Source organism: Bacillus sp. MT(2024), from assembly GCF_036362845.1.
Lineage (GTDB): Bacteria > Bacillota > Bacilli > Bacillales > Bacillaceae > Bacillus > Bacillus velezensis.
The window spans coordinates 1,979,255-1,992,425 of sequence record NZ_CP143632.1 but is presented as its reverse complement, the minus strand read 5'-3'; the positions used below and the strand labels follow the sequence as shown (position 1 = coordinate 1,992,425).

Annotated in this window: 20 protein-coding genes; 19 read left to right on the top strand and 1 reads right to left on the bottom strand. The window is 40.7% G+C overall.

Annotation, left to right across the window (positions count from 1 at the left end; genetic code table 11):
* The first annotated feature begins 5 nt into the window (after positions 1 to 5).
* From VP472_RS09475 to VP472_RS09405, 16 genes are all read left to right on the top strand, one after another.
* Entirely contained in the window at positions 6 to 230 is a 225-nt protein-coding gene (locus VP472_RS09475) for a hypothetical protein (RefSeq protein WP_061521140.1), read from the top strand.
* The gene (locus VP472_RS09470) at positions 217 to 1,089 is read left to right on the top strand and encodes a phage replisome organizer N-terminal domain-containing protein (RefSeq protein ID WP_146276961.1); all 873 of its coding nucleotides are present in this window, start codon (positions 217 to 219) and stop codon (positions 1,087 to 1,089) included. The genes VP472_RS09475 and VP472_RS09470 overlap by 14 nt, the downstream gene beginning before the upstream one ends.
* Positions 1,073 to 1,963, top strand: coding sequence for an ATP-binding protein (locus VP472_RS09465; protein ID WP_404799129.1), 891 nt, complete (start codon positions 1,073 to 1,075; stop codon positions 1,961 to 1,963). Before VP472_RS09470 ends, VP472_RS09465 begins: the two co-directional genes overlap by 17 nt.
* Positions 1,920 to 2,069, top strand: coding sequence for a hypothetical protein (locus VP472_RS09460; RefSeq protein ID WP_017417259.1), 150 nt, complete (start codon positions 1,920 to 1,922; stop codon positions 2,067 to 2,069). Before VP472_RS09465 ends, VP472_RS09460 begins: the two co-directional genes overlap by 44 nt.
* Positions 2,066 to 2,224 (top strand): DUF6906 family protein, encoded by a 159-nt coding sequence (locus tag VP472_RS20090; protein WP_165409695.1) that lies wholly within the window; start codon positions 2,066 to 2,068, stop codon positions 2,222 to 2,224. Before VP472_RS09460 ends, VP472_RS20090 begins: the two co-directional genes overlap by 4 nt.
* A complete protein-coding gene (locus tag VP472_RS09455; RefSeq protein WP_070081944.1) occupies positions 2,221 to 2,769 on the top strand; it encodes a hypothetical protein in 549 nt (182 codons plus the stop codon). The genes VP472_RS20090 and VP472_RS09455 overlap by 4 nt, the downstream gene beginning before the upstream one ends.
* A 107-nt stretch (positions 2,770 to 2,876) precedes the next feature.
* The gene (locus VP472_RS09450; RefSeq protein WP_146276959.1) at positions 2,877 to 3,017 is read left to right on the top strand and encodes a BH0509 family protein; all 141 of its coding nucleotides are present in this window, start codon (positions 2,877 to 2,879) and stop codon (positions 3,015 to 3,017) included.
* A 12-nt stretch (positions 3,018 to 3,029) separates the two neighbouring features.
* Positions 3,030 to 3,185, top strand: coding sequence for a hypothetical protein (locus VP472_RS09445; protein WP_165409696.1), 156 nt, complete (start codon positions 3,030 to 3,032; stop codon positions 3,183 to 3,185).
* Between the two features lie 79 nt (positions 3,186 to 3,264).
* The gene (locus tag VP472_RS09440; protein WP_024085436.1) at positions 3,265 to 3,468 is read left to right on the top strand and encodes an XtrA/YqaO family protein; all 204 of its coding nucleotides are present in this window, start codon (positions 3,265 to 3,267) and stop codon (positions 3,466 to 3,468) included.
* A gap of 140 nt (positions 3,469 to 3,608) precedes the next feature.
* Positions 3,609 to 3,989, top strand: a complete 381-nt coding sequence (locus VP472_RS09435; protein ID WP_146276957.1) for a hypothetical protein — start codon at positions 3,609 to 3,611, stop codon at positions 3,987 to 3,989.
* Complete coding sequence (locus VP472_RS09430) at positions 3,986 to 4,249, top strand: hypothetical protein (protein WP_146276955.1); 264 nt, start codon at positions 3,986 to 3,988, stop codon at positions 4,247 to 4,249. The genes VP472_RS09435 and VP472_RS09430 overlap by 4 nt, the downstream gene beginning before the upstream one ends.
* A complete protein-coding gene (locus VP472_RS09425; protein WP_146276952.1) occupies positions 4,246 to 5,040 on the top strand; it encodes a DNA cytosine methyltransferase in 795 nt (264 codons plus the stop codon). Before VP472_RS09430 ends, VP472_RS09425 begins: the two co-directional genes overlap by 4 nt.
* A complete protein-coding gene (locus VP472_RS09420; RefSeq protein ID WP_046341297.1) occupies positions 5,018 to 5,725 on the top strand; it encodes an HNH endonuclease in 708 nt (235 codons plus the stop codon). The genes VP472_RS09425 and VP472_RS09420 overlap by 23 nt, the downstream gene beginning before the upstream one ends.
* A gap of 64 nt (positions 5,726 to 5,789) precedes the next feature.
* On the top strand, positions 5,790 to 7,841 hold the full coding sequence (locus VP472_RS09415) for a Z1 domain-containing protein (protein ID WP_146276950.1): 2,052 nt from the start codon (positions 5,790 to 5,792) through the stop codon (positions 7,839 to 7,841).
* Between the two features lie 298 nt (positions 7,842 to 8,139).
* Entirely contained in the window at positions 8,140 to 8,592 is a 453-nt protein-coding gene (locus VP472_RS09410) for an ArpU family phage packaging/lysis transcriptional regulator (RefSeq protein WP_146276948.1), read from the top strand.
* Positions 8,589 to 9,131: a tyrosine-type recombinase/integrase gene (locus VP472_RS09405; RefSeq protein WP_146276946.1), complete on the top strand. Its 543-nt coding sequence runs from the start codon at positions 8,589 to 8,591 to the stop codon at positions 9,129 to 9,131. The genes VP472_RS09410 and VP472_RS09405 overlap by 4 nt, the downstream gene beginning before the upstream one ends.
* A gap of 277 nt (positions 9,132 to 9,408) precedes the next feature.
* Here VP472_RS09405 and VP472_RS09400 read toward each other — a convergent pair whose 3' ends face one another.
* Positions 9,409 to 9,789, bottom strand: a complete 381-nt coding sequence (locus VP472_RS09400) for a hypothetical protein (RefSeq protein WP_146276944.1) — start codon at positions 9,787 to 9,789, stop codon at positions 9,409 to 9,411.
* A gap of 934 nt (positions 9,790 to 10,723) precedes the next feature.
* Between VP472_RS09400 and VP472_RS09395 the strand changes: the two genes are divergently transcribed.
* From VP472_RS09395 to VP472_RS09385, 3 genes are read left to right on the top strand one after another with little or no spacing between them, the layout of a single operon-like run.
* A complete protein-coding gene (locus VP472_RS09395) occupies positions 10,724 to 11,209 on the top strand; it encodes a phage terminase small subunit P27 family (protein WP_013353510.1) in 486 nt (161 codons plus the stop codon).
* Positions 11,199 to 12,932 carry a terminase large subunit gene (locus tag VP472_RS09390; protein ID WP_146276942.1) on the top strand — a complete coding sequence of 578 codons (1,734 nt, stop codon included), beginning with the start codon at positions 11,199 to 11,201 and terminating at the stop codon, positions 12,930 to 12,932. The genes VP472_RS09395 and VP472_RS09390 overlap by 11 nt, the downstream gene beginning before the upstream one ends.
* 16 nt (positions 12,933 to 12,948) lie before the next feature.
* On the top strand, positions 12,949 to 13,155 hold the full coding sequence (locus VP472_RS09385) for a hypothetical protein (RefSeq protein WP_146276940.1): 207 nt from the start codon (positions 12,949 to 12,951) through the stop codon (positions 13,153 to 13,155).
* Positions 13,156 to 13,171 lie beyond the last annotated feature (16 nt).

Genomic DNA, 13,171 nt, shown 5'->3' with positions numbered 1-13,171 from the left:
TACATGTGTTTTTAGAAAGCCACGTTTGGCTGCATAATCAAATTCACGTAATTATAAGCGAGTCTGTTAATACTCACGAAAAAGCAATTGCCGAACTAAAAGCTCAAGGCGGCACCTGCCTGTCTGATCAATGTCAGCAGAACACCCTCAGCTCTGTAATTGTCAACGGCAAACGGTCTGTATGGCCTTTGACCAAGTCAAAAGGGGGTGAGTTGGATGGGCGAAATTAAATTTGTAAAGCTCAGTACTCAGATGTTTGATGATGAAAAAATCAAACTTATTGAACAGATGCCTGAAGCTGACACATTGTTAATTATATGGGTGAAATTACTCGCTCAAGCTGGTAAGACCAACGCCTCCGGTTACATCTTTCTTAGTGAAAATGTTCCGTATACTGACGAAATGCTCGCAGCTATTTTCTCGCGGCCGTTGGGGGTTGTAAGAATGGCCTTGGATACATTTAGACGGTTCGGAATGATTGAGATTAACGATCAGAATTATATCAGTATTTGCAATTGGGAAAAACATCAAAACGTAGATGCAATGGATAAAATCAGGGAGGATACACGCAAAAGAGTTGCTAAATACCGGGAAAAGCAAAGGGCTTTGCAGCTTTCACAACCAAGTAACGTTACCTGTAACGTTACAGTAACGCAAGGTAACGAACAAGAAGAAGAAAGAAGAAAGAAGAAAGAAGAATTAAAAGATATATTGTCGGGTAAACCCGACGACGCATCTTCTTCCAAAAACGAAAAGGACGAGATTCCTTACAAACTGATCATTGATTTGCTGAACAAAGTAGCGGGCAAACGATACCGACCTACTACACCAAAAACAAAAAAAGACATCAAGGCACGCTGGAACGAAGGTTTTCGCTTTGAAGATTTTAAACATGTCATTCTAGTAAAAACTGAGGAATGGCTCAATGACCCTGCTATGAATAGATTTTTGCGCCCTGAAACATTGTTCGGTACAAAATTTGAATCTTACCTAAATCAAAAAGGAGGATCAGCGAATGAAGGATTTTACAAAGGAACAAGCGGCCGCAGTCCAGGGCGAAATATCTCGGAGGATGACATTCCATACTGATGAGCACGGCAATCCTGTTTACTGCGATAAACACACCCGGATTATCGGTGGAGAAGAAAAGCCGTATCCAGTTCAGCTCATTAAACTTCGGGATGGCTCTGCAAAGTGTCCCATGTGCGAACGGGAACAGCGCAATAAGGAGATTGAGCATGAAACCGAGGAATGGCGCCGCCAGATGGATCAAAAGGTTTTATCTATGTATTCACTAATCGCTGATCCCACACTCAAAGCAGCGACGTTCTCGACATTCCAAAGTTATAACCATGAAGACGAGCGGAACAAGCGCCGGATGATGGAGCTTGTTAAGCAAGTGAAGGCGGGAGCCGTCATGAATGTCTTCTTAACGGGTGAATCTAACGCAGGAAAAAGCCATCTCGCTATGTCAGCCATTAAAGAGCTGAACAAGAGGGACGCAGAAGGATACGCTAAATCAGCGTTGTTTGTAAACAGTGACGCCCTTATGAGGCGAATAAAGAACTCATTCAAGGACAGCTCTGAAAGGCTTACCGAAGCTTTTGCGATCGAACTGCTGACAAGGGTTGATTATCTTGTCATTGACGATCTCGGGGCCGAGGTGGGCGACACAGACAACGAAAACAGGGCGGCAAATGATTTTATTCATCGCGTATGGTACGGCGTCTCTACAGGGCGGCAAGGCAAATTCACGATCGTTACAACTAATCTATCCGGCGTGGCTCTGACTAAACTTTATGACAAGAAAGTCGTAAGCCGGCTCACGGCACACTTGGAAACAGTCAAATTCGAAGAGAAGCAGAAGGAAAGAAAAGGCCGTACTCGCCCGCCCTGTCCTTTTAAGGAGGTGAAAACAGTTGATACAGGCAATCATGCCCGGCGTGCTGCAGATCGTCCCTGAACGCAAATTAACGGATGACCAGCGCAAAAAAGAAATAGACGAGCTTATCAAGATTCTTGATCAAAAAATAGCAGACTATCAGAACTTTAGGGGGGATGCAGTGTGAAACACGGGAAGCGCCCGACGCGCGCACAGAAAAATGTCATTAAGGCAAACGGCTTAAACCCGATTAACTGGCTTGTAACCAAAAATCTGCAGCACGAACACCGTCTTATTATCGTCCATCGGCATACAGGAACGGTCCGGAGGTGTTGGGCATGAGTCAGGCGGTCAATGCTGAACGGTTCGAACTGGCTTTAGAAAATATGAATTATGAGTGGTCAATGGTCCAGCTAAAAAAGGTCGTTCAATATTGGCATGATGGAAAATCCATTCTTGATATGTCGGAATTATTAAACAGGGATTCGGATGAAATCATTTTGTTGGTCATGGACTTTGCACGAAAAAACATCCTGCCCGCCCGTAAGAACGGTTTACGCGCTAACAAAAGAATAAGAATATCTGAGAAAACAATGAAAGATAAAATGTATCGACTGCGCTATTTGTTTGAAGAAAGCCCGGTGTATATCCCTTTTCAGGAACTAAACTTCATGTTTTATGACAGCGAAATTAGACGTTTCCGGGAGCTATGGGCGGCAAATGAGTCATATCTCAACATAGCAAAAGAGCTGAGACGGAATGAAGACGAAACATTATTTCTTATCATCGACCAAGCAAAAAAAGACCTCATAGAGCCTCGGGAATCCGGCTTGCTCGGAAAGGAAGCGTCAGAAGATGAACGCAACAAACAAAAGCTTCCATTTTGAAAAAGCAACCGTCCAGCAACTTATGGTCATCGTGCGTTATGAAGACTGCGCCCCGGAGGTACGGAACGCGGCCTTACAAATGCTGATTATGAAGGGAGTGGCAGACGTTGGGACAGGCAGAACGAAAGCATTTAATTGAATGGCTTTTGCTTATCGGCTCTTTTGGCAGAGATTTTCTAAACTGCAAATCAGACGAAGAGCTTGAGCGCTTATATAATCGCGAAATCAAAGGCTTGAACGAAGAATAGGAGGACAGCACCATGACAGAAAACAAAAACTTGCGTCGACACGGCGAAGTTACAACGCGGGTGATGAACGAAGAGGAACGCATGGAGTATATAAAAAAACACCCAATCATTCCGACGGAAAAACCAAAAGCTGGTATGCAGCTCTTCCCGTCAAAATATTGGATGTAAGGACGGCCGCTAAAGCAACCGCCACCGTATGAAAAATAAAAACTAGACACTTTTATTATACCATACGGAGGCTTTGAACATGCAGCCAAAACATATATCACTCAATCAAAATACAAGTGTTTCTCAATTTATTGAGCCGGGGAAGGTGTCTGTCATCGTGTTAGATGGCAACCAAAACGCCGCGTATGTCGTTGAGGCACCCGAACACGGTAAAACAATCATTCAAACAGTAAAAGGCGGCCTGGCTCGTTGTGATTACGAGATCGGCCATAAATTCAATTAGCAGGGGTTTTCCCCTGCGGGGGAGGAACGGAAAATGTATCAAAACCAAATCGCCCGCAAGTGTGAGCGCTGCAGAAAAATATATTACTCAGCTCATTGGGTTGTATGCAAAACATGTCTTTTCGATCGGGAGGCCCGGGCATGAAAGAATTCAAAATCAATTTGTCAAAAGGTGAAGTTTTATATACCGGCTCTTACATTTGCACCCTTTCAAAAACGCCGGCCAGTACACCCGAGCAGATTTCTTTAGAAGCAGCAGCCGAAAAGCTCGCGGAAGAGGTAATCATGCAGCAGGCTATGAATCGGGAGCACCAGCGCCAGCAGGATATTGCGGCCAATCAATTCCGGCAGGCACAGAAAGAAATTAAGTTGCTACAGGCGGAGAACAAGCGTTATAGAAACGCTTTAGAATTTTACGCTAGTGAAACAACGTATACAAAAGAATTTGAAGACTGTCCGCCCGCTATTGATATGGATTGGGGAGCCGTTGCGAAAATAGCATTGGAGGGGGATGCGGAGTGATGCCATTACAAATAGAACTGCAACGGAACGTGAAAGCCACGAAGGACGAAGCAATGACCGTCGAGCAGGCGGCCGAGCTTTTAAAGGTTCATCCGGATTACATCCCGACGCTTGTCGCTCGGTCTGACGATCTAAAAATGATCGGCGATACTATTATCGCAAAACGGGATAAAACAAATATCTGGCTGGTTGGGGGATGCGTGGGACTCTTCTTCCTGGCTGTCACTGTCCTGCCGGGAATGTTGGGGATGACGGGATGAAAAGCATTGAGTTATTTGCGGGCATTGGGGGGATCGCTCTAGCAGCTGAATGGGCTGGCATTGAGACGGTAGCATTCTGCGAGCGTGACCCTTATTGCCAGAAGGTTTTAAACAAAAATTTCCCAGGTGTTCCTATCTACGATGATGTTCACGCTTTGAACAGACAACTTTTAGAGGAAAAAGGAGTGATTGAGCCAGGTGGAACAATTGACATTCTTTCCGGAGGATATCCCTGCCAGGGTGAAAGTGTTATCGGTAAGAGAAAAGGAAAGCGGGACGATAGATGGCTATGGCCTGAAATGTTTCGGCTCACAAAAGAACTGCACCCAGATTGGGTTGTTGGAGAAAATGTTGCTGGACACATCACAATGGGCTTGGACACAGTCCTATCCGACTTGGAAAGTGAAGATTACCAAACAAGGGTATTCGTATTACCGGCTGTCAGTGTTGGCGCACCGCATCAAAGATACAGGACATTTGTTGTTGCCAACTCCGGCCGCAAGTCAGAATCACAAGCCTATCAGAGCTTTAGCACCTTCGGAAGCGGACGGAACACACGGGGTAATCTTGCCCGGGGGATTGGGCCATCTGTTTCCCAATCTTACTGGGAAATACATCAATCCCCAGTTGTTGGAGTGGATGATGGGTTTCCCAATCGGGTGGACCGAAGTATAGCATTGGGAAACGCGGTAGTGCCTCAGCAGATTTTTCCTATTTTTTATGGTATAAATTATATATCCAAAAAAATAGAGAAGTTGGGTGAACTTCATGAAAAATCCAAAGTGGAATAGAGATGAACTTATATTGGCTCTTGATCTTTATTTCAAATTGCCGGCGTCGAAGATTTCCTCAACAAATGACGAAATTATAAAACTTAGTAAGATATTAAACCAGTTATCGTCAAGTGATAAACAAAAAGAGGAAACTTTCCGTAATCCTAACGGTGTAAGTATGAAACTCAATAATTTTAAAAGACTAGACCCTGACGCACCAGGCTCAGGGCTAGTTAGGGGTGGGAAATTAGAAAAAGTCATATGGGAAGAGTTCTCTGCAAATAGATCTATGCTGGAGGTAGTTGCATCTAAAATTAGACAGGCTGTAAAAGTCGGAGCTTTCGCGGCTCTAGGAGAGGCAAGTGAAGAAGATGAATTATTTCCTGAAGGAAAAGTGCTTTTTAGATTACATAGGTATAGGGAGAGAAATTGTAAGGTTGTCAAAGCATTAAAAAAGAAAGCAATGGAAAAAAATGAGCTAAGGTGTTCTATTTGCAGTTTTGATTTTTATCATACATATGGAGAATTAGGTAGGGGATTCATCGAATGTCATCATACTGTTCCAATTTCAGATTATCAGTTTGAAGGTAGCAAAACCAATATGTCAGACTTAATATTAGTATGTTCAAATTGTCATAGAATGTTGCATAGAAAAAGGCCGTGGATAAATAAGAATGAAATCAGAAACATCCTAACTATTTGACTATTTGTGAAATAGGTTATATTCTTTTTTTGAAACATTTACAATTCATGGTAAGAGGTGTTGTATGAATAATTTATTAAATGGCGGAAAAACAGAGACTCATTTTTTGAATTTACTAACAGCTGAAATTGGATTAAAAGCTGCCGAAAAAGTTGTAAGCCACGCAAGAGAAATTATGAAACATGCTCCTGAGGTTGGGGCAAATAAAACAGATAATAAATTATGTTTACTTTATGGATTAATCCAAAGTGGTAAAACTAATATTATTAATATGACGATTGCTGTGGCTAAAGATAACGCGTATAAATTGTTTGTGATTTTAACAGACAGGAATAAGTCACTCCAAAACCAAACATTTGAGAGGGCTGATTCAGCTTTAAAAGGTCCTTTAGTCAGAAATATAGCTGATTTAGATGAGCATAATAATTTCATTGAGATGGTATTAAAGAATGATGGTATTGTTTTGATATGTAAAAAAGATCCAACTGATTTAGAGAAATTAAAAAAATTTTTAACTGATAGAGATGATTTAGCAAATACACCAACCTTAATTATAGATGATGAGGCTGACGCAGTTGGCTTGGATACAAAGCAAAGAATGGAAGGAGAATCGCCCAGTACTATTAACAGCCAATTAAGAGAGGTTAGGCAACTAGTTGGTACTCATATGTACCTCCAAGTTACGGCAACGCCGCAAGCCATTATACTACAAGATAAAGAAAGTGATGGATTTCATCCTGAGTTTATTGAGGTAGTTGAAGCTGGCAGTGGATATACAGGAATCCATCAATTCTTCAAAGAAAATAAGAAAAGACACATTCGCTCTGTTGATTTGCAAGAAATAACTAAATTGCGTGATTTAAATAATGAAAATTTAGAATTTCCAGAAGGGTTACTTAATTCATTAGTAACTTTTGTATTAGGTGTTGCAATTAAGCTGCAGGACAAATCAGAGAAACCAGAGGATCAGAAGTTTTCTTTTATGTGTCATATTAGTCAATTGAAAGATATTCATAATAAGATTAAATCTTTAGTCAATGTTTTTATTAAGGATTTATATATTGCTTTAAAGGACAAAGATAATATTGAGAATAGAGATAAATTTTTAGGGTTGTTAAGTAAGGCATACGCTGATTTACAAAGTACGCTTCCTGATATCCCAGAATTCCCAATATTGTTAAGCACATTAAACGATTATATTAATAGCTATGAAGTGTTTGTGCTTAATACCTCTAAAAACTCAAATACAGAAATAAAATTAACGAAAAAATTCAATTTTATAATTGGTGGGAATAAACTAGGTAGAGGTATAACAATTCCACGTCTTCTTGTTACTTATTATGGAAGGTTAACTGGTAATCCACAAGTTGATACATTAATGCAACATGCAAGAATGTGTGGTTATCGTTCAAGAGATTTAGATATTACACGGGTTTATATCCCAGACGATATAGCTGATTTATTTGAGACAATTTGTGATCATGATGCTATTCAACGAGATATTATTAAAAACCATGGTCAAGATTCTAGTTCTACGCTTTATTTGGATAACAAAGGTATTAATCCGACTAGGCCTCCGGTTATTCCAAAAACTGTTGGGGCATATAAAGCTGGTCAGAGTATTTCTCCGAAAATACCTGAATATCGTAAAAGTAAATCAGAGAAGGTTACAAAATACTTAGATGAAAAAATTAAAAGTCTAAATAAGGAAAAACAGATAATTAGCTATGAAATCGATGAGATGTTAGACGTTATAAATAGATTGCCAATTAAAGTTAATGGGAAATGGAATAAACAAGTGATAAGTCAGTATCTCAAGTGGTTTAAAGAGAGTAAATCGAATACTGGACAGTTAATTTATGCACTAGATTTAGAGTTGGGTTTGTCAAAAACTAGGGGATACAGAGAAATCGCTTCAGTTTTAAATCCTTCTTTACAAGACTTGGTTAATTCTACAGATACAGATAAACCAGTCTTAGTTCTAGTAAGAAACAAAGTGTTTTTAAGTGATAAAGGAAATCAGGGCAGAGAATGGGACGGCTCAGATTTCTGGGTTCCATTATTTAAGTTTCCTTCCAATAAAATAAACGTCCTTTTTAATTACGAAAGTTTTTAAAAAGCCAAGATGTCTAAGACGGAAAGCCTGCGGACACTGATCATTGCACGGAATCACTGTGCTCTGATTGGTGTCCGTTTTTTATTTGACGAAGGGCCGGCATGAAAGCAAAGAAAAGCGACACGCTGAACGTTGGTTTTAAAAGAAAAACATCAATCGTCACGCAAAAGTATTGAAAAAAAGCCGCAGAAGCTTACTGAGAGAGATTTAGAGAACCTCATGGGCCGGTAAACAGGCCTACATTTAAAAGAGTTCGTGGCAGAGCTTTTAGCAACAATAATAACGGGAGGGGATTTTAATGAATCAAATGACACTGAATATACCTCAAATTGACGAAGAAGCAACAAGAATGAAAGCAGAAAAGCTGCTCGAACAATATCGCATATACTTGCTACAAGTGCCGGAAGATTTTTTGCCGAAAGTGACCGCAACATATAGCCTTGTCCCTCCCAGCTTTTCGAATGAATTTCATTCCTCCACCGAAGACGCAGCATTAAAACGCATGGATTGGGAGATTGAAAGGGACCGGTTTTTAAAAAGAATACAAAGAGCGGTTAACCGGCTTTCTCAAAAAGAGCGGCAAATTCTTGTCATGCTCTACATGCAGAATGAAGAGATGTATGATTATGAAGTCTATGGAGAAATGAGAATCAGCCAGCGCAGTTACTACCGGACGAAAGCAAAAGCGTTTTACCGGTTAGCCTTTGCCCTTCGCGTGGAAGTCTATAAGGATGGGGGCGCGCCGGAATGAATTTTGTTCAACCGATAAGGGACCCGGAATGCATTTTCTATATCAAGCGGTTTTTAAAAGAACAGAGTGAGCGGAATCACATGCTATTTGTTACCGGGATAAACTCAGGGCTTCGGATATCAGATATACTGGAACTGAGGGTAAGGGACGCCAAACGGCCGTATTTCAATCTTGTAGAGAAGAAAACCAAAAAGAAAAAGAGAATTGACATGACGCCGGCTCTTCAAAGGGAATTAAAAGCATATATTGAGGGGAAAGAAGATCATGAATATCTTTTCAAAAGCCGCGAAGGGATCAACAAGCCCATTTCCCGGTCGATGGCCTATAAGATTTTAAGGGCTGCCGCTGAGCATGTCGGTTTGGATGATATAGGCACGCACACGTTGAGAAAAACATTCGGATACCATTTTTATAGACAAACAAAAGATGTTGCCATGTTGCAGGAGATTTTCAACCACTCTGACCAGCGGACAACCCTTCGATACATTGGAATTAACCAGGATGCCATGAACAACGCCATGAAGAAATTTAAAATATAAGTAGGCTCATCTCATAAACAAGATGAGTCTTTTTTCTGCATATTTCTATTGATTCCCTTCAAAAAGCATACGTGGAATTCATTTTAAGGATATTGCTTGAAAACAAGGGTGGCAAGGGCTGACGGCACTCCGGGCAGTTGCACAGTATATAACATAAGGGTAATCCGTGGATTTTGTGGATAACCCCAGTTATAAATAAGTATGGATATCCCCATAAATAAAGAATCTGCCTATATTATGGTTAATTGATGAATAAAAAAAGCCGGTTAAATACCGGCTAAAAACAGATTAAACACAAAACACATCCAAATCCATGTTCCATACCAAGTCTAACTTCAACTCTTCCCCATGGTCCTTTTCCTTCTCCGAACATAATCTGTTTCTCTGCACTTCCTTCTTCGGGAAAATATTCGTTTTTATTATTGACCACATGTGCATGGAACCCACCTTCCGGAAGGGAAATTCCAGTTTCTCTTTCTATAATTCCTGTTGGATCTTTGACAAATTGATCAAAAAGTTCCTGATTATTTTTAATTTCGTCTGCTAACTCAAAAATTGGAGTTAAATCATTCTTTTCAAAAAAACTGTGCATTATTCCAACAGATTCTTTTATTTCATTCAGAGTTTTTTGTAGTTCTTGCGAGTTTGGTTTGTCCATAATAAACACTCCTCTTTAAATTTAATACAAAATAAATTTTAACCATATATGTAAATGATATACAAAACATATTTTTGTTTTGGCACAAACTCGGCAGAATAACGGCACACCATTTTGTTTTAGATAAGGTATTATGGTAATAGGTAATAAACAGGCAGGCGCTTTCCCAATCGGGAAGGCGCTTTTTATATTCTCTGTAAACTGCGTCCGGTAAATCTCAGGATAGACAATCGGCGGGTTAACGGCTTGAGTGCGGGGGCAGTTTAGAAAGAATATATAGGGGGTGGTAATCCTGCCGCTGAAAAGATGTAACGCGCCTGCCTGCCGCAGCTATGTGGATTGGGCAGAACGTTATTGTGAGAAGCACAAGGGCTATGCTGACAAGCAGTATAACAAAGATGTGAGATACACAAGGGAGAATAACAAGCGCTATTCCTATTACCATTCGAGAGAGTGGAAGCTCCTTCGAGAACAGAAGCTTAGAGAAAGTAACTATCATTGTGCTGTCTGTGCCTCACAGGGACGTTTAAACAAGTCTAATCGGTTAGTAGTCCACCATAAGCATAGAGAGCTTAGAGACGTCATAAACGATCTTCAAGCTCGCACCGATTTGGATAATCTTGAGGTGCTTTGTCAGTATCATCATAATCAGGTCACGTTTGGGAAAGAAACAGGGCCAGGAGATTAGTTTTTCCGCAAAGTCCCCCCGTCAATTTACCGGGTGGGCTTTTTCATCTTCCTGTACATCGGCGCCCCGTTAACTTTGTAAAAAATGTTGAAATGAAATTTTGATTTTTACTTTTTCGGCCTTGTTTTTGATCTTTCATCTGGGTGGCCGAATCCTTGGCAGGTATGGGACGATCTTCATTTTCTTAATTTGCCGAATTCGCTCAAATTTATAGTTCGCATTTTGGACGAAAGGTGGTGGTTTTGATTGGCGAGACGAAAGCAATTGACGGAAACGTTAAAAGGGCAAATTACTAACGAAGAGCGGGAAGAGCGTCTGCAGCAGGAAGAAAAATTAAAAGATTTTTCGCCTCTGCAAGAAAACCCACCATACTGGCTGTCCACGATGGCTAAAAATGAGTGGAGGCGAATCTACCCGCATATTATTAAAATGCCAATCTCTGAACTGGATTCGACGTTACTAGCCATTTATTGCAACAGCTACGCTCAATATAGAATGGCTCTCAAAGACATAATGACAGACGGACAAACCATTATTGAAATTAATAGTAAAGGGTTTGAAGTAAAGAAGAAAAATCCGTCCGTTGATATTATGAACAGTATGTCAAAGGAAATTCGCGGGATTGCGGGCCAGCTCGGTCTATCTCTGGATTCACGTCTACGAATTGTAGGGCTTGACGGGGATGACGATGAGGAGGACCTATTAGGTGCCATGATGAACGATGACGACTGAGAGAATTGATCCAGGCACGCTTTACGCGAAAAAGGTTGTCAGCGGAGAAATAACGGCATGCAAAAAAGTAATAAAAGCCTGTCAGCGTCACCTTAGAGATTTAGAAAGAGCGGCTGACCCGTCTTTTGAGTATGAATACAGACCTGAAAAGGCAAAAAAGGTCATCAAGTTTCTTGAAATACTGCCAGACATATCAACGGGGAAGCCCACAAAACTGGCCCTATTTCAAAAATTCATTGTATACATGCTTTACGCTTGGAGAAATAAGGAGACAGGTTTTCGCCGTTTCACAAAAGCCTATATAAGCATGGCGAGGAAGGGCGGAAAATCAGTACTTGTAGCGGGTCTTTCGTTGTACGAATTGATTTACGGGGAGGCCCCGAGGTTTGACAGGCAAATTTATGCGACAGCTAACTCAAGAGGCCAAGCAAAAACTGTCTTTAAAATGATTTCCATGCAATTGAAAAAGATAAGAAGCCAGTCAAAGGCAATTAGAAAATGGACAAAGATCATACAAAATGAAATCCGGTACCTGAAAGATGACTGCGTCATTATGCCTTTATCAAGGGATACTGATAACCTGGATAGTTTGAACGTTCTGATTGGAATTCTCGACGAGTACCACACAGCGTCCAACACAAAAATGATGGAGGTTCTGGAGTCTTCACAAGGTCAGCAGGACCAGGGTCTTATCTTAATCATTAGTACAGCCGGCTTTAAGTTGAATGGCCCCATGTATTCGCAGGAATACCCTTATGTTGACGATATTCTAAGTGGCCGTAAGGAAAACGAAAACTATTTTGCAATTGTCTATGAACAAGATGACGAAGAAGAAATTTACGACGAAAGCACTTGGATAAAAAGCAATCCTTTACTTGAGGTCGAGGGCATTCAAAAGAAACTTCTGACCAATCTGCGCAAAAAACTAAAAGAGGCTCTCGATAAAGATGATTTAAACGGCACACTCGTAAAGAACTTTAATATATGGCAGTCTGCTTCCTCTGAAAGCTTTATCAACGGGAACGATTGGAAAAAGCGCGGTGTGGACGATGCACCGGACATTACAGGAAAGCCAGTCTACATAGGGATTGACTTATCACGAACAGATGATTTATCTGCCCTCAGTTTCATTTATCCGTTAGAGGATGAGAATGAGACATTTTATGTGGACAGTCATTCATTTGTTGGAACCAAAGGTGGACTGGATAATAAAATTGAACGTGACAAACTGGACTATCGCACTCTTGCGAAAGCTGGGTATTGTACCATAACCGATAAGAAATCAGGGATCATTAATCTGCAGCAAGTTGTGGAATATATGATCAATCATATTAAAGAATTTGATTTACAAGTAAAGGGGATTTTCTTTGACCCTTACAATATCTCTTTAGTCTTAAATGAGATTGAGAAATATGGCTATGAAGATGTGCTGATTGAAGTTCGTCAAGGTCCTCGCACATTATCTGAACCAACAAAAGATTTTCGTTTGAATGTATTCGACGGGAAAATCATACACAGTAAGAATCCATTGCTTGATACGGCGATGCACAATGCAATGCTGAAAAAAGTGAATGATACGATTCAAATTGACAAAGCGCTGAACAGGGAAAAGATTGACCCTGCAGCGGCGATGATGAACGCACACACGGGCGCAATGTATCATTACAAACAAGAGGAATTTGACTGGAACACATATTACGAAAGCGAAGAATTCACCCTTTAAGGAAGGAGGGAGCACCATGAAATTAGGAAAAATAATTAAATTTTTATTGGGAGTATGCCAGTTTATTAGAATGAACCTGCATACTCTTTTCTTTTTGATCGGGCTGTTTGTAATCGACTATGGAATTTTCCTTTTCCACCCGATCGCCGGGCTTATTGTGGCCGGTCTTTTTCTTGTTCTGATTGCCTTCTTACTCAATCCGAGAGAAGAGGGAGGGAGGTGATTGAGTGGCGTTCTTT

Coding starts and splice junctions, on each gene's coding strand:
- VP472_RS09470 (WP_146276961.1), top strand. CDS start 217: ATGGGCGAAATTAAATTTGTAAAGCTCAGTACTCAGATGTTTGATGAT.
- VP472_RS09465 (WP_404799129.1), top strand. CDS start 1,073: ATGACATTCCATACTGATGAGCACGGCAATCCTGTTTACTGCGATAAA.
- VP472_RS09455 (WP_070081944.1), top strand. CDS start 2,221: ATGAGTCAGGCGGTCAATGCTGAACGGTTCGAACTGGCTTTAGAAAAT.
- VP472_RS09445 (WP_165409696.1), top strand. CDS start 3,030: ATGACAGAAAACAAAAACTTGCGTCGACACGGCGAAGTTACAACGCGG.
- VP472_RS09440 (WP_024085436.1), top strand. CDS start 3,265: ATGCAGCCAAAACATATATCACTCAATCAAAATACAAGTGTTTCTCAA.
- VP472_RS09435 (WP_146276957.1), top strand. CDS start 3,609: ATGAAAGAATTCAAAATCAATTTGTCAAAAGGTGAAGTTTTATATACC.
- VP472_RS09425 (WP_146276952.1), top strand. CDS start 4,246: ATGAAAAGCATTGAGTTATTTGCGGGCATTGGGGGGATCGCTCTAGCA.
- VP472_RS09420 (WP_046341297.1), top strand. CDS start 5,018: ATGAAAAATCCAAAGTGGAATAGAGATGAACTTATATTGGCTCTTGAT.
- VP472_RS09415 (WP_146276950.1), top strand. CDS start 5,790: ATGAATAATTTATTAAATGGCGGAAAAACAGAGACTCATTTTTTGAAT.
- VP472_RS09410 (WP_146276948.1), top strand. CDS start 8,140: ATGAATCAAATGACACTGAATATACCTCAAATTGACGAAGAAGCAACA.
- VP472_RS09405 (WP_146276946.1), top strand. CDS start 8,589: ATGAATTTTGTTCAACCGATAAGGGACCCGGAATGCATTTTCTATATC.
- VP472_RS09400 (WP_146276944.1), bottom strand. CDS start 9,789: ATGGACAAACCAAACTCGCAAGAACTACAAAAAACTCTGAATGAAATA.
- VP472_RS09390 (WP_146276942.1), top strand. CDS start 11,199: ATGACGACTGAGAGAATTGATCCAGGCACGCTTTACGCGAAAAAGGTT.
- VP472_RS09385 (WP_146276940.1), top strand. CDS start 12,949: ATGAAATTAGGAAAAATAATTAAATTTTTATTGGGAGTATGCCAGTTT.